This window comes from Algoriphagus sp. Y33, from assembly GCF_014838715.1.
Taxonomy (GTDB): Bacteria; Bacteroidota; Bacteroidia; order Cytophagales; family Cyclobacteriaceae; genus Algoriphagus.
Genome location: NZ_CP061947.1, coordinates 5696447 through 5714294 on the forward strand (window position 1 = coordinate 5696447; position 17848 = coordinate 5714294).

Genomic DNA, 17848 nt, shown 5'->3' on the forward strand with positions numbered 1-17848 from the left:
TCAATAAAACAATAGACCGTTTAAATATATTTTATTTGTTTTTGTAAATAATTTTGATCGGAACTCCTTCAAAATCAAAGTTTTCACGGAGTCTGTTTTCCAGATATCTTGTATAGGGGGATTTGATGTACTGGGGCAGGTTACAGAAGAATGCAAACACTGGATTTTTTGTCGGAAGTTGGGTGGAATATTTGATCTTGATGTACTTCCCTTTCCATGCGGGTGGGGGATAGCGTTCTATTTCGGCAAGCATCACATCGTTCAGCTTGGAAGTAGGGATACGCCGGGTTTTGTTTTCGTAGACTTTCACTGCCAATTCTATTGCTTGGAAGATTCTTTGCTTTTCGAGCACAGAGGTGAAGATGATCGGAATCCATTTGTTTTCTCCCAATTTCTCCAACATATCATCCTTTATTTTTCCCATGGTTTTATGATCCTTATCGATCAAATCCCATTTGTTTACCATGATCATCACGCCCTTGTTGTTTTTGATGGCAAGGGAAATCAAGTTCATGTCCTGGGATTCAAGACCCCTTGTGGCATCCACCATTACGATCACTACGTCCGACTCTTCCAGAGTTCTTAAAGAACGCATGACAGAGTAGAACTCTACATCTTCCGTCACCTTGGACTTCTTTCTGATCCCGGCAGTGTCTGTGATGATAAAATCCTGCCCATAGAGCTGATAACGTGTATGGATAGAGTCTCGTGTAGTACCGGCTTCATCTGTTACGATGGAGCGGTCTTTGCCTATCAGTGCATTCAGGAATGATGATTTTCCCACGTTCGGTCTTCCCAGAATTGAAATCTTGGGAGTGTCTGCATCGGGATCTTCAACCCCTTCTTCTTCGAAATGGGTAATCACGGCATCCAAAAGCTCGCCTGTACCACTTCCGCTAGCAGAAGCTACCGGGTAGACTTCGAAGTCACTTACCCCCAACGAATAAAATTCATGGGCTGCAAAACTTTTTTCTTGGTTATCCGCCTTATTTGCGACGACATAAATAGGCTTTTTGCTACTTCTGAGTTCCTTGGCAAATTCGCTATCCAGATCAGTAAGACCCGTATGACAATCCACAATGAAAAGAATCACATCCGCTTCCTCAATGGCAAGCTTTACCTGCTTTCGGATTTCCGCCTCATACATGTCTTCCGAGCCTGTGACGTATCCGCCGGTGTCAATTACCGAGAAGAACTTCCCCGCCCACTGTGCGTGTCCGTAGTGACGATCACGGGTGACACCGCTCATATTGTCTTCAATCGCCTTGCGTTCTTCTACCAGACGGTTGAAAAGAGTGGATTTGCCCACGTTAGGCCTTCCTACTATCGCTACTATATTTGCCATGATTAGGTTGGGTCGTACCCAAATTTTTTCAGTTTCAGTTTATTTTTTCTCCAGTCTTGCTCCACCTTCACGAAGGTTTCGAGGAAGACCTTCTTGCCGAAGAACTTTTCCAGTTCTTCACGGGCTTGTATTCCTACTTTTTTCAGCGCAGCGCCTTTGTCGCCGATGATGATTCCTTTTTGGCTATCCCTCTCGACGTATATGATTGCACGGACGCTGATTATGTTTTTTTTCACTTTGAAGTCTTCGATAGAGACTTCAGAGCTATATGGAATCTCTTTTTTATAATTCTCAAAGATTTTTTCACGGATGATCTCAGAGGCAAAGAACCGTTCTGATCTATCGGAAAGTTCCTCTTTGTCATAAAATGCAGGATGTTCAGGTAGTCTGTCCAAGATTTCCTGCATGATTTTTTCTGTGTTGAATTTTTCTCCTGCAGAAATAGGAATGACAAGTTCTGACTTGATTCTGGATGTCCAGTAGGCAGTTACTTCCTCCAATTGCCCCGGTTTTGCTAGATCAATTTTATTGATGACCAATAATACGGGGACTTCGGACTCGTTGATTTTCTCGATCACATGCTCAATATCCGCGTCTGTTTCGAATAGATCGGTGACAAAAAGGATAATGTCCGCATCTTCCAGAGAGATGTTTACGAAACTCATCATATTCTTCTGAAGTTCGTACTGAGGTTTGAGCATTCCGGGAGTATCGGAAAAAACTATTTGATAGTTTTCGGAATTTGTCAGGCCTACAATTCTGTGGCGTGTGGTCTGCGCTTTAGAAGTTATGATCGAAACTCGCTCACCCACAAGGATATTCATCAATGTAGACTTGCCCACATTTGGTTTTCCTATGATGTTGACGAAGCCTGCTTGATGTTTTTGTGAATCCATTGTAGAAATTTTTTACAAAGGTACTTGATTTTGTAGAGTTTCTCCTTACCTTTGTACCACAATATCGGAGAAGGCTAGCAGCCAGGAGCGGGATTGACAGCCGGAAGGGCTTAAAGTTAGAAATTCTTAGAATTAAAAATATATCGCGGGATGGAGCAGTTGGTAGCTCGTCGGGCTCATAACCCGAAGGTCACAGGTTCGAGTCCTGTTCCCGCTACTAAATCGGCAAAAGAGGCATAATCCAGATTAAGTTCGGGTATGCCTCTTTCTTTTTTACCCATAACCTGCTGTAAATAAGCAATGTACGAAAACGCAAAATTTATCCTGGTGGTTCGACACTTGTCTGTTTTCCTGTTATAGCTAATACCCTCCGGAAATATCAATCGCTGGATACTTTGCTTAGTGATATAGTCGCTGGAATGCCACTTAGCAGGCAGTTTTGAGGCATATTCCATAGTCAGATCAATAACTTCATCAAGGTTCGACACCTTTTCCGATGCTTTTGCAATTTGTTGCTCTATTTCGTCTTTTTCTGATTTAAATTTTTCAATATATCGATAGTACAAATCCTTATCTATTTCCTCATTAATAAAGCGGTCTTCCAACCGTTCAATCTTCTTATCCAGCTCTTTTTTCTTGTCGTACAGCAGCTTAAACTCATCTTCATTGCCTTTGGTAAATTTGTTAAATGTGGCAATTGCCTGCTCCCTGATCAGCATGGTCATTTCCGGGGTGATGTCCAGTTTAAAATACTCCAGGATGTTGGCAAAATATGTATTCAGCCATTTTGCGCTTTTATTGTTACAACAACCTATTGTACAGCACTTGTAGTAATACAAGCCTTTTTTCTTGACAATATACCCCCGCATAGGTTTCCCGCAACTATCACATAGGAGGAACCGCTTTAACGGTATAGCGTCATTTTCTTCCTGGATAGTATAGCCATGTGTATTTTTATCCATTATGCCATTCACACGCAGGAAAAGCTTTTTGGAAACCAGTTCTTCGTGATTGCCCGGCACCACTTCTCCCTCCAGCATCCTATGTGCGATAAGCCCGCAATAGAATGGGTTTCTGAAAATTTCTGATAACCTGCGATGGTCTACTTTCAACCCTCTTTCTTTCAGACGGTCGCGGATGGCCGTGACGGCGAGTCCTTCTTCGGCTTTCCATATAAACGCCTGTCGCAGTAATTTCCCTTTGCTGTTAATGACTATTTTCCGTTTGCCATTGACCTTAACCGTATCAAACCCCAGAGGGGGCTTGGTCGGCCAATCGCCACGCAAAAGCATTTCTTTTATCCCTGCCATGCACTTCTGCTTACGGAGTTCATTGTCAAACTCTCCAAACAGGAATAGCATTTTCTGCTGCATTTTTCCGGCCGGGTTAGAAGTGTCAATTGGCTGGGTAACCGATATGATCTCAATACCCAGTTTTCTTAACTGCCCGCTCAACCAGATAGAATTGTCATTCCGGGAAAAACGCTCAAGGCTGTAAACAATAATATAGGATACCTTTTCCCGGCACCTTTTCACGTATGCTATCATGGAAGTGAATTCCTTGCGTTCATCCGTTTGAGCACTTTCATAGGTGCCTCCAAAATTCGCAAGGACAACATAATTATGTTTCCTTGCATAATCATCACATGCTTTTCGCTGGGTTTCCAGGCTCAGGTTTTTATCGGCTTGTTCTTTTGAGCTTACCCTTGTATAGATAACGCAGTTGGTCCCCGCTTTCATTTGTGCGGTTGACTCCCCTTTTCCAAAGGCCTGGAAAATAGAAATATCACCCATATAGATCCACTTTTTGAGGTATTAGACGTAATTCAGCATCAGTTATCCGATGTTTGCTGCAAGGCCAATTGTTTCCTCTTATAGCAATCAAATACAACTTCCGTAAACCTCCTCAATGCGTCCACCACCTGCTGCGCTTCCTCGTCTGTGAAATGGGCGAAGACCCCGCAAGCTTTTACCTCCTCAATAGTTATATCTTTCTGCCTGTCATATCCTTGACGAAACACTCCATTCACACCACCCTTCATCACACTGTTCCGTTTAACTCACAACGTGGCTTTACACCACGCCAATTCCCTTCCATTCCTACATCAGATGTAAGCTAAAGTATAAAAAAGTTTTGATAATACAAAAAATATCAAAACATATTTGTAAATTGGGGAATCCTATATCAAACAAGCGCTCAACAGCCTTGTTAAGTATTGAAAAAAAATCTGTCAGAGGATGAAAAAACCATATAAAATTACATACAAGACGTACTTTAATAATAGGTTGAAAAAAATCCCTTTTCATAGCCAAGAGACTTACCCTCTTTACGTCCAGGTAACATACAGGCAGAAAACCATTTTTTTTAAAAGTGCATTTTTTGAAATGTTTTCCGATACCAGGTATTGTGAGGAAGGGAAATGCCCTTCCATTGAATTTGTTATTGATAAGGAACACTTGTTGATAGACTATGTTATCAAACTGCATGAGGATGATTTTAGCCTGGAAAGATTTAAAACGGCCTATGATTATTACAGCCGTGATCTATGTACATCAACCGAAGAGGCTTGCAGGGCATTTATAACAACTTTTTTCACGGGTAAAGGATTGCCTGTAATTGGCCTTAGTTTATCGAAAGGGAGCAAAGACAAAGTACTGTATGACCTGCTCTTGGAATTGGAATCTATACTCCATCCTGACTTTTATACATCTTTCAATAAAGCCCTAGGAATCGCCCCACCCTACACGCTTTTATATGGATTCATGGAGCAATACAAAGACTGGCCAGACAAAACCCTCACTGTGATGGAGTGGGAAAATCGAGATACTATTTCCGCCTTCGAAAAATACATTAAGAAGAAACACCCTGAAAGGAATGTTGACCAAATCAAAAAAGCCGTGAAGAAGTGGCTCGATAATATCAATCCGGTTACAAACTAATACATACCTGTTTTTTTGTAAAAAAGGGTAAAGTGCATGGCAACGAAGCCGCCACGCACCTGACAATATACCTACCCCGGCATTCCGTATATCACGGAATCACGGCACCTTGCGCTGGATGCGGCGGCATGTCCGGCAATCTCTCCAAGGGTTACAGAATCATCCATTAAGCCGCCGATGGCCCCGCCTATGTCTCCCGAAATCCCGGCTACTTTGATCATGAAGTTTTTAAACTTGCTGAATGCTGCGGGATTGTCTTCAATTTCCAGGTTCATCCAGTATAGCCCCGAATACCTGGCTACCGAAGAAACACTGAGTACCGCCTTTCTCTCCCAATCCGAAAGTACCGGGTCATGCAATACTTCAGTTTCCAGTTGTTGAATTGCCTGTTTGAATTCATCATAAGATCCCCACCAGTTATTTTCACCGCCATAGCCCCGCACTGTTTCCAGTATCCTGCGCAGGTAGTGTTTTACATACTCTTCCAGTACACTGTTTTCCACCACCTGTATAAACAGGTTGTCATATTCCGGCATGACCGATTCCAGGACCGCTAAAAGTTCCTGTTGGGACAGGTCCACACCCAGTTCAGTCAATACGAATTGCCGGATGCAATGTGTAACAGCGACATCACCGGCCTGTTGCCGTACTCCCCGGCAGCTTTCCGTATCCACCAGTATCCTGTTGTGCCAATAGCCTACTTCATCATATGGGTTGAGCGGGTTAGCCGCCTCCATCCATTCGTTGTACATTATTCCCGTACTTATGACCACAGCCGGTTCATCGTCCGGCATAGATTCCACCGTCACCAATTCAGGGTAATGCTGGCATGAAAAAAACATCCCTGTCACCACCATTGCCATCATCCACATTGTCATTTTCATTCTTTTCATTGTTCTTTTCCTTTAGTGTTTAGATTATTAGTTGCGTATGCTTATCGTTATGTATTTCCCGGCACCGCAACATCCATACTGATCGTACTCCGGCGCATCCGGTTGAATGTGGGGCGATACCTGATATAGCCGTATTCATGGAGTTGCCTGATTAATTTGAAATAAGTGGCCGTACTGGATATTTTTGCGGACTCCATAATTTCCTCCCGGCTGATGGGGAAAGGGTCTTGCCCTCCATGTTCCCGCCGGATGTTCAGCAGTACGGAGAAAACCCCGATATGCGCGATGCTTATCCTTGGGTCCCGCCTGGTAGCTTTCATAAAACCAGCCATTGCTATCTCTATCCCTTCCATGCCACCTTCAGATCTGCAACCCTTTTTTACTGTTCTTTCTATGGTTCGTATGCTCAACCCTGTTTACCCCCAGCGGTATGGTCCGGGCCGCTCTATCCTGTTTGCTCCCCAGAGCTTCGCCAACGGTCAGCTTTTCACCATGTATGGTGTATATGTTTACGGTCTTTTTCTGGGGTTCTGCTTCGATCAACAGTTTTTGCCCTCCTTTCCGAAGCGTCACTTCAACCCGGTTGCCATTAGCCAGTTCACGGAACAGCTTTTCTTTTCCGGTTAAGCCCTGTGTTTCTTTCAGAGGAAGTTTGTCCAATTCCTTTTCAGGGTCATAGCCATAATTTTCCGGGAACTGCTTCATCCTGAAATTGCCCTGGGCGTCTTTGTCATTCAGGTCCAGTTTTACCAATTCCTTCTGCCCGCCGCTTTCCTTCATTACAGCCCGCCCCAACAACAGGTTATAAGCCTGTTCCGAAGTAATGGACATGGATGTATCCATAGGAAAGGTTTGTTTGACTGTTTTGCCGGGATGGTTTTCAGAATAGAGCAATGCATCATAGTGGCTGATCCGGTATTGTTCATCTTTGCCTTTAGTAAAATGGACCTGGAAATCCATCCTTTCCTTTTCATTCACATAATAGGTAACAGGCAATGAAAACTTTTCCTGTCCCTGGCGCACATGCTGTTCGAGCCGCTCTTTTAATTTCCCGAACCCGGCCTGTTCCAGGCTGGCATTTAAAGCCACGGTATTTTTATGCGCCTTTTGTTCCGCGATAACGGGTTCAGTGAATATGGCAAAGCCCTTTACAGCAAGGCGGATGATACGCAACAGCCTGTTGGGGTACAGCCGTTTTTCCAGGTTTCTGCGTTCCTGTTTTAGCAAACGCAGGGCAAGCCTTTCCTCCATATCATTGGTATTTCCGTACCTGGTGCTGAGCCGCTCAAGATGTCTGAGTTTTTCTTTTAGGAAGGCCCTGCTTTCCAGGAGCTGCGGCATAAACAGTTTTATAAACCGCTGCTCCCTTTTTCGCCACTGCTCCAGTTCCCTTTCCACCCTGTTGTTGGTTGCCTCCATATTCACTGGTTTAACCTGTTATCAAAAATCCCGCTTCACCTTTCAGCGGATCCCTTTTCTTATTTTCCTGTTGTTCTTTTTCTTACCGCCTGTTTCCTTCTCCTCACGACTATAAGTTTGCCGGTTACCGGGTGGGACTGTACCTGCTTTAGCTGCTGACTGTGCCAGCTCCTTTTCTCCACAGATGCCTTTGATCAGTTCGTCTGTAAAATCATCGTCGCGCTTAAAGGAGGTTAAGGGATTGGCATCGGGATCAACCCCCAATGCCCATTTCCTGCCGATAGATTCAGGCGATACCCTTACTCTTTTTCCTTCTCCTGGTTTTCTGGGGGGCCGTCCCGTCTTCATCCTGCTGCGGGGATTCCTTCTGGCTTTTCTCAGCGGATTGCCCCTGTGACTCCTTCTGGCTTTTCGATTGGCTGACCCTTTTCATATTGGCATCATAGACATTGACCGTCTTGAACTGGGGGCTTGCCTCAAGGAACCGCTTTTGCTCATTGCCATCGGAAAGAAAGGTTACGGATTGCCGGTTGCCTTTTTTCAGGGAATCCATCAGCCTGCCTTTGTCCTCTTCGTTATTAAGCTCTTTGATGGGGTGCTTCTCCAAAGCTTTTTCGAGGTCATAGCCAAAATTCTCATGAAACTGCTTCAGTTTGTAGTTCCCGTGTTTGTCGGTCTCTTTAAAATCCATTTGCACCCAGGCGTTGTATTTTTCATTTTCCCTGTTGACCAGGTCTTTGTTCACCGACCTGCCGTCCAACAGGTTGTACCCTTCTTTCAGGGTAATATTATTGTCTTTGCCGATGTAGAATGTCTGGTTGACCGTTGCTTCATCACCCGGCTTCTTTAAGGACATATCGTATTTATTGAAGAAGTACATATCGGTCTGTTCCGATTTGCGGAAATGAAGTACCGAGTTGACTTCATCCTTTCCATATTCCGCTTTATGCGCCAAGGTAAAAGCCGGTTCCCCTTTGCTGATCTGTTCCTTCAGCTGTGTTTCCAGGGCTTCACCAAAGCCTGTAAACTTTACCTGGTTTTTCAGGTAGTCGAAATTCTGCTCATTCATAATTTTTAAATTTTATGGTTCACGATTCAATTACACATTATCCATACAGTGGCTGTTGCCCCGTTTTTACTTTACCGGCAATGCTTTCACGATAGCCTTGTTGTTGACTTTAAGGCCCAGGTGCCTGCCCCCGTTGCGTTCCATGAGTTCTATGGACAGGTATTTTTTATCGGGAATGGTAAATTTCGGTACGGCGAAAACTACTGTTTGCAGGGATTGCCCCCTGATGACCTTAGTATTGCCGGTTACTTGTAAAGGCAATTGTTCCAGTTCCTGGGAAGCTGTCCTTTTCGCTTTCTTCTTGTCCCGGATATACATGCGGAACTGTTCAATGTCATAGTGGATATTGGAGTTGTTTCCCAGTTCCAGTTGGAAATACAATACGTCTTCCTGTATGTAGAGCCCGGTCAGCCGTAACCCCATTTCATACCTGCGGTCTTTGATCTTCCTGATACTGGTCTTTTTAACCGCTACCTGTTCTGCTACGTCCCGGACTATCGCCTCATTGTCCCCTGCATCCAAAAACCTGGCTACAGGCTTGTTCAACTGCCTGTATTTCCCGACTTCCAGGTTAATGGTTTTAGGTTCCCGGGAATAATCCAGCAGGAAGGAGTACAGTTGGCCGTCAGCAGTGACGACCGTCAGGTTGGTTTCTTCGAAATCTTCCAGTCCCGCTTTGACCTGCAATATGTTTTCCACGCCTTTGGCTTTTTGCACCAATACATCCCGGCTGCCCCTATCCACGCTTTTGACCGCATAGGGAAAAACCAGGTTCGTGGTCTTATGGTAGGTGATAGCCAGGTGTAAAGGCTCGATATTGACCGTCTCAAAAGGAGGGACCCTACTTTGGGCCTGCGCCCCGGCAGAAATAATGAGCAGGACAATGATCCATACCGCACATACCTTTTTCTTCACTTGATTGCTGTTCATACTGTTTCTTTTTTATGGTTGAGTAATCGTTACTGTTGTTGCTTTTCGTCCTTCAACCAGACCTGGTAGCCCGCTTTGACCGTGACTTTCACTAATTTTATTTTCTTGCTGAGCAAGCCCCTGGCGGTCTCAATGCCCGCCCCCGCCAACTGGCCGCCAATGGTAGGATTGAGGGTGGTCATCCCGAAGCTTTGCACCGCCCTGTCCCCCGATTGCTTGGCCACGTCCCTGGAGATCGCCCCAGGTATGTAAATACCTTCCAGCCCGTCCGCATCATGCACAGAGAGGGACACGGGAAAGAGGGATTCCCCGGAACGGATACTTTTGATATTGACCTCCAGCCTTTCCCCGTTAAGGGAAGCTGTACCGAATACAAAATGGTCTTTGGGGATCCTGGTACCGTTGATAAAAACATCGTTCAGTAGGCGAAGCTTGACGGTGGACCCTGAAACGAGGGTCTGTGATTCATGCACCACCGCCCGGATGGCATTGGCATCAATGCTGTTGTATGCAGGCTCTTCCAATGAGTAGAACCCGTTTTGATGCGCGGTGGCATAAGCTGCGAACAGTTCCTGTTCCGGGGTTCCACCCTCCCAACCGGAGATATAATCCTCTTTGATTTCCGCATTTACCGAAAACACCGCTCCCGATTGTTCCTTCGAAGCCTGTCGCAGGCGCTCCTGCACCCGTTCAGGGTGTTGGATATCCAGGATACTTTGCAGCATCCGGTTCAGTTCCTGCATTTCCGGGTCTTCCCCTTCATTCCCTTGCTGCATGATGTGCATCATCTGTTCCAGCCTGTCCAGGTCTGAACTGATAGAAAGAGGTTCAGGCTTAAATGCTGTAGGGTCGTCCTCCTGTGTGTCTTCTTCCACCGGCCGGGATAAAGCTTCATTGAGTTCCGCTAATTTTTCCATCACCCTGGCTTCGTTGGGATCGCTATAGCCACCGGCATATGGACCGGATCGAAGCCCACTATTTGCGTATAGGCTTTCATCCGCCTCAGTATCCTCCTCCCAATCGGGTTCATCTTCAGTTGGTGAAAATGACAGCCAGTAATAAGGGTCATTTTTGATCTGCTCCCTTAGTTTCGCCGAGTCCGATTCGGCCCTTTCATAATGCCCGAGTTTGGTCAATTCCTTGTCCTCCCGCACCGCCGCTCCCGGCAACTCCATATTAAAACCCTGCTCTTCCGCCAGGGCTGCGTTTGCCGCACTGCCCCTGCCGCCACCCATGGCCCAGAAGCCTAAGGTGAGAAATGGCAATACCAGGACAGGCAGTACGGTGAAAAATTTGCGCTCATTAAGCTTTTTCGCTGATTGTGTTTGTTCCATCTTCTCTATTTTTTATAGTTATTGATCGTATCCAAAACTGCCGTACTGTCCGGTTGAGCAACCTGTTCCCTTATGTCAGGGATAAGCGGCCGTTGTATATTCCCGGCTTCAGGCAGGAGCCTGCGGCTGCCGCCTGAAAAGGCCAGCAACAACCAGGTGGCAGTAGCCACCAGCATGAACAGCGTGAGCAGTAGTATTTTGCTTTTCCGGCTTAGCTGTTCCGATATCACCTGCAGGCTGTCCGCACCCCTTTTGATCCTGCCGTCCACAAGCTGGCTCACATCCGGTAATTTTCCTGTTGTATTGTCTTCCCGCATGGTTACCTGTTTTTGATGTTGAGGTCTTTGTTTTCCAGTGTCTTCCACCGCTCCACCAAAAACCCGTGCGGGTTATGGTCGCTTCGGGCTACATTGCGCAGGTAGCCTTCTGTGACCAAGCTCCTGGACACGACCGAACTGGTGCGGGTGATCTCCTGCGTGCCGTAGTACCGGAAATAAAATGGGTATTGGTTGATGTCTATTTGCACACTATCCATCCGTATCACCTGGCTGACATTACCGGAAATGATATTGCTGTAGTAATTGCTTTCCTTTAAGTTGTCGTACTGCCTTTTGGCGGAGCCGTCTGCCAGGTACAATGCCCTGGTGAGGTTGGCCTCTATGACCTGGTCATCCGGGTCAAGGCTGAAAAAATACCTGTGAAAGGTGGTCACATGGTCCCGCGCCTCCACTTCGATATTGTCTTTTCTTTCAGACGCGTAGGCTTCGAGGGCTTTGCCATTGGCCAGGATATATACTTTCCCCTGCATCGCTGATACTAATTGGTAACTTTTGTACAGGGTAAAACCGCAGAGCAGTAAGCTGCCCGCTATGACCAGTATGGTGAACAGTCGTACCTGCCTGAATGCCGTATCTATGTTCTTCGTCTTGGTAAACATGTCTTATTTTTGATGTTTAAGAATTGCCTTTGAGTTTATCGTTCATATACCCGCCGCCATCTTTGAAATAGCCCGCATTGGTCCCCCTTGATTCCATGTTCTGCGACATGTCGCCTGCGGAGTTGCCAAAAGAATCCGACACCATGCCCGCGCCCTTCATGGCCATTGCAGCACCGGTACCCGCCATAGCCACTGTTTTGACCATGCTGCCGCTGAACAGGCTGCTGACCTTATGCGGTAATGCCCCACCGGATGCCGCATGGACGATGTAATTCGCTACGCTGGGTACGGTAAAATACCCGATGATGCCAATGATCATAAAGATGAGGTAACCCGTATCCGTGGAGGTGAAAAAGGTATCCCCGCTATCGTTGATCTGGCTGATATCCAGCTCCAGCATTTTCTCCTGTATCTTACCGATGATGGCCCCGAAAATATTAGCCACGGGCAGCCAGAGGTAGATATTGATATAGCGGGCCAGCCAGACCGTCAGGGTATGCTGAAAACCGTCAAATACGGCCAGCCCAAACACCAGTGGCCCGAGTATAGCCAGTACGATCAATTGAAATGTCCTCAGCGTATTGATACAAAGTGCGGCCGCTTCAAAGAGCAGGCTCAACACTTCGCTCATGAATTGTTTGACCGAGTTGCGGAAACTATAGGAGAGTTTAGCCCCCGCAAATGCGAAGTCATTGCCTATTGATTCCCAGAAGCCCTCATCCGGCGCCGCTTGGTTATCGTCAATACCCTGGGTGTATTTGAGCCACTTTTCCCGGTCGCCAAACCCATAGTCCCCTTCATACATCTGCCAGTATTTGCTGCTCTTGACCGCCTGTTCTTTTCTATCCAGCAGTACTTTAATGGCCTTGTCGGAATTATCTACCATCGCGGTAGTAGCGGTAACTGTAGGCTTCATTACGCCGTTGACCATGGCCAGTACCGATGGGAACACCATGATACAGAACCCGATAACGAAGGGCCGGAACAACGGGTAAAAATCTATCGGCTCCGCATTGGTGATATGCCGCCATACCCTCGAAGCGATGTACCAGGTCGCAGCGAACCCTGCCAAACCCTGCGCTACGCCGATCAACTGGCTGCAAAGGGGCATCATCTCCTCATACAACTGGTCCAATACGCCATGTAACCCTCTTATGCCCGATGTCTGGGCATTTGCCATTAATGGCGTTACCATCCCCAATGCCGCCATAATCGCGGCCCTGCTCCACTTTGCCATACCTGTTGTTTTTATTTGTTTATACCATATAAGTTCCTGAGCCTGTCCGCATCGTTTTTTTCTTTGGCCCTTTGAATGGCCAGCGCGGTTGACCCGTTATTGAAATACCTTAAAAAATGCAGCTTGTCTTCCATGTCGGCGTAGATGCCGTCGATGGCTTCCATCCTTTCATCATCGGACATACGGAGCTTGCCCGCGGTAACGATGATGGCCAGTTCGTCCAGGTTCCGTAAACTGGACCGGAACAGGTTGCCATACACTTTGCCCATATAGTCCAGTTCAGCGGGATTGAAATAGCCCGATTGCTGAAACCTGCGGTGAGCGTTTTTATATTCCCTGACCAGCGCCAACTGGTATTCTATGATGCTGGCGACTTTGTAATAGTCCCTTACAGCCGGGCTTACCTGCATCAACCCGTCCAGGAATGTTTTGTGGATGTTGAAATTCCCCTCCGAGATATTCTTGATCGTAGTATAGCCGGTGTTGACTATCCTGTAGCCTTTTTCCAGGTCGGTAAGTATCTGTTTGAGCTGTGCCAGTTTTTCAACGTTGAGTAACAACTGCGCAGCTTCATCCGCCTGGGCTGATGCCTGTCGTGTCCCGCTTATTCCCGCTACTACCAGTATGGCTATCAAAATCTTCTTCATATCAATCCTTATTGGTACCATATTGCAGGCGGAGGTTATCAATTTCCTTTGCTTCCTTTTTCCTGGATATGGCCAGTAACTGCGTTTCCCTGCCAAATGCTTCCGCGAACCGGTAGTTGCCTGACATCTGGTTATATAGCCCGTCAATCCGCTGCAACCTTTCGTCGTCCTTCATCTCAATTCTGTTATTCGTGGTAAGGGTTTGCAGTTCGGAGAGGATGGCTATACAGTCATCCGCCAGCCTGCCATAGACTTGTTGGATATATTCCAGTTCACCGGGCCGGAGCCACCCGCTTGCCTTTGCCATTTTATACCCCTGGCTGGCACTGCGCAAGGTCTTTACCTGTAAGCTGATGATGTCGGCCACCCGCACATAATTATCTACTGTTGGGCTGACACCTGAGAGGGAGCGGAAAAAATCCCTGTGCAGGTTGAAGTCGCCGTCCTTGATATTACCTATGGTGGCAAGCCCCTTTTGGGCGATGTCATATCCTTTACGGGCGGTGCTGATATAGACCTGTAATGCCGCTATCTGCTCCGCTAAGTATTTTTTCTGCGTGTCCTTTTGCCGCCACCATTCTTCGAATGTCTGCGCCTCGGCAGGGATGGCTGTTGTTGCCAGGAAGAGTGCGATAATCAATTTTTTCATTTTGCCTGTTTTTTAGTTGTTCATTGAATCACCTGATGCCATAAAGCCGCCGGGACAGTTCCACTTCATTTTCCGTCCTGCCCCTTTGTATGCTGAGCAGGGCGTTCTCCCTGTTAAAGGATACCAGGTCGCTGTAATTGCGGTCCACCCGGTCCGCCGCCTCGTTGATGATTTCCAGCCTTTTTGCATCACTCATCTGTACCGTGAAGGATTGTACTACCAGCATGATATGGTCTATGCTTTTGGCGGTTTCACCAAGGATGCCGGAGTAGACTATTCCCATATACTGTTTTTCTTCCGGGGAAAAATGTCCGTCCTGTTGAATGATGCGCCACACCGCCTGGTATTCACTGAGCAGCCTGCTTTGTTTCTGGCTGATCTCCCGTACCCGCTGGTAGTAGGTAATGGCCAGTTTAACTTTCTGCAATTCTTCAAAATACCCCTTGTACAGCTCCCTTTGCTTTTCGGTCCATTCGCTGATCTCATCCAGCTTCAGTTTGGACATGGTATTTTCCAGCACCTTTTGCGCGTTCTGCATCCAGATGACCTTGTTCTGCTGCCGCTGTATCTTCAGGTCTATGGCTACGATGACTTTTTTCACCCCGGCCTTAATGACCTCCAGTATGGCTAAGGGCACCGCCGCTTCCGACCTTTGAGGGGGAAGCGTGAAGACGATGCACATCACCGTCAGTATGGTTGTTCTTACCAGTTTGTTCATAACCTGTTTTTTATTGGTTGTTCATATCCGCCGCCAGCGCGGCTATCCCTTTGCTGATAGAGCCATACCTTTTGGCATAGTCCGTCACTTTTACTTTTTCACTTTCCTCCGTGGTATAGGCCAGGTATTCTTCTGGTGACACTTCTACCCGGTAAACCTTCGAGAGCATCCCACCAAGGCTGATAAATACTTCTTTGTACTTTTTTGCCGGGTCATTGGCTTTGTTGACGGAAAGCACCAGTGCCTTTTCTTTATCGGTCAGCCCCAAAAGCTCCTGTACCTGGTCGAATTTGTTCTGGTACTTACTTTGATCAAGCAGGATCTTGCAGTCGCTGTTATTGATGATGGCTTGTTTCACCACGGGGGAGGAAATGATATCCTCCACTTCCTGGGTCACCACTATGGCTTCACCGAAGAATTTCCGCACGGTCTTGAACAGGTATTTGATGTATTCCGCCATGCCTTCTTTGGCTATGGCTTTCCAGGCTTCTTCTATCAGGATCATTTTGCGCACGCCTTTAAGCTTGCGCATCTTGCTGATGAATACTTCCATGATAATGATGGTCACTACCGGGAAGAGAATGGGATGGTCCTTGATATTGTCCAGCTCAAAAACAATGAACCTTTCTTTGAGCAGTTCCAGGTTTTCAGTGGCGTTGAGCAGGTAGTCAAACTCACCACCTTTATAGTAAGGGCGCAGGACGTAGAGGAAGTTGCTCACGTCAAAATCTTTTTCCTTGACCTTATCCCCGGCCAGCACCGGTACGAAATCTTCTTTCAGGAATTCATAGAAACTGTTGAAACAGGGGAATACCGATCCGTCATTGCCCAGCTTTTCATAGTACAGTTGCAGGGCGTTGGACAGGGCCACGTATTCACTCCGGTTAAAAGTTTCATTGTCTTTTTTCCAGAGCGCCAATAGCAGGGTTTTGATGCTTTCTTTTTTCTCCGTGTCCAGCCTGTCGCCTTCACCGATGTAAAAGGGGTTGAACCGGATGGGGCTTTGCTCATCATAAGTGAAGTAATACCCGTTCACCATATCGCAGAGCCCCTTATAGCTATGTCCGACATCCACCAGTACCACGTGAGTCCCTTGCTCGTAATAGGAGCGGACCATATGGTTGGTGAAAAAGGATTTGCCGCTGCCCGAAGGCCCGAGTATGAATTTGTTCCGGTTGGTACAGATACCTTTTTTGACGGGTTCATCGGAAATGTCCACATGGACGGGTTTGCCCGTCAGCCTGTCACCCAGCCTGATACCTGTTGGGCTTAACGAAGAACGGTAGCCGGTTTCCAGGTTCAGGAAACAGGAAGCCTGCTCCACGAAGGTGTCAAAACTGTCGTTCATGGGGAAGTCGGCGGCATTGCCCGGGATGCCCGCCCAGAATACCTGCGCGGCGCCGACCGTTTCTTCTTTGGCCACCGCATCCATCTGCGCCAATGCCGAGCTGACCATGTTTTTTATTTCCTTGAGCCCCTCTTTGTCTTCCGTCCATGCCAGCACGTTAAAATGCGCCTTTACCGGTAGCCGCTGCTCGCTGATGGCTTCATTCAGAAAATCATTGGTGGCATCCCTGGCGATGAGGTTTTCCCTGCTGTAGGCTGATAAGGATTGCAGCCTGAGCCTTTTACTTTCCAGTTGCTGCATGGTTTGCTGCGCATCCCCGATGAAGATATACTGGTTATAGATATGGTTACAGGGGAGCAGTTGCCCCAGCGTGGAGGCGAAGCCTACGCTGAACTTGGTTTTGTCGGTACTGTATTTATCATAATTGATGCGGCTGCCGCAGAGTGCGGGTAAATCCCCGGCATCGCCCAGCGTGAACATCCGGCAGTATTTGTCGCCCACCCGGATGGGATCCCCGAAGCTGATGTCCCGGAGAAACCTGTCGGAACCGGAAGCTGAGAGGCCGCAATATTTTTCTATGATCCCCGCCCTGTCCTTATGGCTCAAAAGTGCTTCATCGCCCAAACGTTCCAGCCGGGCAAAGCCGCTGTCCTCAAGAATGCGGCGGAACTGCCCGCAGGCATCTAAGAAATCCTGCACCTTGGCCGGGTTCAATACCTGGCCGGGCACGATACTGCTGCGGAGCAGGTTGGAGAACAGGCTGCTGCCCGTTTTTCTGCCCCCCGGCTTCTTGGTCAGGAAGATATAACAGCTATGGTCCAGGAAGGGGCGTTCATTAAAGAAACGTTCGCTGCTCCGGGACAGGAAGCTGGTACCTGTGCCGGAAAAGTCAGGCCGGTAACTGCTGTCTATGAACCAGTCTTGTTTATGAAAGACACTGTGCTTCGGCAATACTTTAACCGCTTTGGCCCAGGCCTGGTGAAAGGCTTCGTACTCCCTGTCGCTGAGCGTGAACAACTCCGGCAGCTCCGCTTTATACACTACGGTTACATCTCCCTGCCGGGACAGGATGCAGTCGTGTTCCACTGCCATCACGGGTAATATTTCCTCCATCTTCTTTTCCATTTGCCTCTTTCTGTTGTGTTACCCTGTTTGCTATTGCTTCATAAATACTTTCCTGCTGTATACCCGCACCGCTTTGGGCACGCTTCTTTTCGCTACCGCCTTCATCATGCCGTGTTCCCCGTATTTGCGGCTCATACTGTAGGTTTTAAGAACGGTTGCCGTACCCAGTAGCAGGGTGATGCCTAAGCAGATAAACTGGTTCAACCCGGCTATATACATCACCGCGAACAGGATGAGCAGGGCGATTACCCCCGCGCCGAGGTACCAGATATACTGTGCCTTCAGGCCCTTGAACTCGATACTCTTGTTGATCCCCTTGTTGATTTTATATATACTGACTGCCATAGCTGTTGATTTTTGTC

Annotated in this window: 20 protein-coding genes and 1 tRNA gene; 2 read left to right on the top strand and 19 right to left on the bottom strand. The window is 47.3% G+C overall.

The genetic code is table 11. The features are described from left to right. Positions 1 to 31 precede the first annotated feature (31 nt). Both der and era read right to left on the bottom strand, forming a co-directional pair. Complete coding sequence (gene der, locus ID165_RS23425; RefSeq protein WP_192347841.1) at positions 32 to 1345, bottom strand: ribosome biogenesis GTPase Der; 1314 nt, start codon at positions 1343 to 1345, stop codon at positions 32 to 34. Positions 1346 to 1347: 2 nt separating this feature from the next. After that, positions 1348 to 2241 carry a GTPase Era gene (era, locus tag ID165_RS23430; RefSeq protein ID WP_192347842.1) on the bottom strand — a complete coding sequence of 298 codons (894 nt, stop codon included), beginning with the start codon at positions 2239 to 2241 and terminating at the stop codon, positions 1348 to 1350. Between the two features lie 144 nt (positions 2242 to 2385). Here era and ID165_RS23435 point away from each other — a divergent pair. After that, positions 2386 to 2458: transfer RNA gene (locus ID165_RS23435), tRNA-Met, on the top strand. Here the strand turns inward: ID165_RS23435 and ID165_RS27180 are convergent. Together ID165_RS27180 and ID165_RS23445 are read right to left on the bottom strand one after the other, a co-directional pair. Then, positions 2418 to 4034, bottom strand: coding sequence for a recombinase family protein (locus tag ID165_RS27180; RefSeq protein ID WP_370539766.1), 1617 nt, complete (start codon positions 4032 to 4034; stop codon positions 2418 to 2420). The two genes, ID165_RS23435 and ID165_RS27180, sit on opposite strands and share 41 nt — an antisense overlap. 38 nt (positions 4035 to 4072) lie before the next feature. Next, positions 4073 to 4285 carry a hypothetical protein gene (locus ID165_RS23445; RefSeq protein WP_192347843.1) on the bottom strand — a complete coding sequence of 71 codons (213 nt, stop codon included), beginning with the start codon at positions 4283 to 4285 and terminating at the stop codon, positions 4073 to 4075. Between the two features lie 193 nt (positions 4286 to 4478). Between ID165_RS23445 and ID165_RS23450 the strand changes: the two genes are divergently transcribed. Continuing rightward, complete coding sequence (locus tag ID165_RS23450) at positions 4479 to 5180, top strand: hypothetical protein (RefSeq protein ID WP_192347844.1); 702 nt, start codon at positions 4479 to 4481, stop codon at positions 5178 to 5180. A 71-nt stretch (positions 5181 to 5251) separates the two neighbouring features. On the opposite strand, the gene ID165_RS23455 is transcribed toward ID165_RS23450, so the two are convergent. The 15 genes from ID165_RS23455 to ID165_RS23525 all read right to left on the bottom strand — a co-directional run bounded on the left by ID165_RS23455 (position 5252) and on the right by ID165_RS23525 (position 17831). Beyond that, positions 5252 to 6064, bottom strand: a complete 813-nt coding sequence (locus tag ID165_RS23455; protein ID WP_225586880.1) for a hypothetical protein — start codon at positions 6062 to 6064, stop codon at positions 5252 to 5254. A 56-nt stretch (positions 6065 to 6120) separates the two neighbouring features. After that, entirely contained in the window at positions 6121 to 6426 is a 306-nt protein-coding gene (locus ID165_RS23460; protein WP_192347846.1) for a hypothetical protein, read from the bottom strand. 7 nt (positions 6427 to 6433) lie between these two features. Beyond that, positions 6434 to 7492, bottom strand: a complete 1059-nt coding sequence (locus ID165_RS23465) for a hypothetical protein (RefSeq protein WP_192347847.1) — start codon at positions 7490 to 7492, stop codon at positions 6434 to 6436. A 42-nt stretch (positions 7493 to 7534) separates the two neighbouring features. Continuing rightward, positions 7535 to 7840 (bottom strand): hypothetical protein, encoded by a 306-nt coding sequence (locus ID165_RS23470; RefSeq protein ID WP_192347848.1) that lies wholly within the window; start codon positions 7838 to 7840, stop codon positions 7535 to 7537. After that, entirely contained in the window at positions 7779 to 8561 is a 783-nt protein-coding gene (locus ID165_RS23475) for a hypothetical protein (protein ID WP_192347849.1), read from the bottom strand. Before ID165_RS23475 ends, ID165_RS23470 begins: the two co-directional genes overlap by 62 nt. A 66-nt stretch (positions 8562 to 8627) precedes the next feature. After that, complete coding sequence (gene traN / locus ID165_RS23480; RefSeq protein WP_192347850.1) at positions 8628 to 9491, bottom strand: conjugative transposon protein TraN; 864 nt, start codon at positions 9489 to 9491, stop codon at positions 8628 to 8630. A 29-nt stretch (positions 9492 to 9520) separates the two neighbouring features. Further along, on the bottom strand, positions 9521 to 10825 hold the full coding sequence (gene traM, locus ID165_RS23485) for a conjugative transposon protein TraM (RefSeq protein WP_192347851.1): 1305 nt from the start codon (positions 10823 to 10825) through the stop codon (positions 9521 to 9523). A 5-nt stretch (positions 10826 to 10830) separates the two neighbouring features. After that, positions 10831 to 11142, bottom strand: coding sequence for a hypothetical protein (locus tag ID165_RS23490; RefSeq protein WP_192347852.1), 312 nt, complete (start codon positions 11140 to 11142; stop codon positions 10831 to 10833). Positions 11143 to 11144: 2 nt separating this feature from the next. Continuing rightward, positions 11145 to 11762, bottom strand: a complete 618-nt coding sequence (traK, locus tag ID165_RS23495) for a conjugative transposon protein TraK (RefSeq protein ID WP_192347853.1) — start codon at positions 11760 to 11762, stop codon at positions 11145 to 11147. 16 nt (positions 11763 to 11778) lie between these two features. Then, entirely contained in the window at positions 11779 to 12999 is a 1221-nt protein-coding gene (gene traJ / locus ID165_RS23500; RefSeq protein ID WP_192347854.1) for a conjugative transposon protein TraJ, read from the bottom strand. A gap of 11 nt (positions 13000 to 13010) precedes the next feature. Then, complete coding sequence (locus ID165_RS23505; RefSeq protein WP_192347855.1) at positions 13011 to 13646, bottom strand: TerB family tellurite resistance protein; 636 nt, start codon at positions 13644 to 13646, stop codon at positions 13011 to 13013. 1 nt (position 13647) lies between these two features. Then, on the bottom strand, positions 13648 to 14295 hold the full coding sequence (locus ID165_RS23510) for a hypothetical protein (RefSeq protein WP_192347856.1): 648 nt from the start codon (positions 14293 to 14295) through the stop codon (positions 13648 to 13650). Between the two features lie 28 nt (positions 14296 to 14323). Continuing rightward, a complete protein-coding gene (locus tag ID165_RS23515) occupies positions 14324 to 15013 on the bottom strand; it encodes a conjugal transfer protein TraI (RefSeq protein WP_225586881.1) in 690 nt (229 codons plus the stop codon). 10 nt (positions 15014 to 15023) lie between these two features. Continuing rightward, a complete protein-coding gene (locus ID165_RS23520; RefSeq protein ID WP_192347857.1) occupies positions 15024 to 17486 on the bottom strand; it encodes a TraG family conjugative transposon ATPase in 2463 nt (820 codons plus the stop codon). Positions 17487 to 17516: 30 nt separating this feature from the next. Further along, positions 17517 to 17831: a DUF4133 domain-containing protein gene (locus ID165_RS23525; protein ID WP_192347858.1), complete on the bottom strand. Its 315-nt coding sequence runs from the start codon at positions 17829 to 17831 to the stop codon at positions 17517 to 17519. Positions 17832 to 17848: the final 17 nt, after the last annotated feature.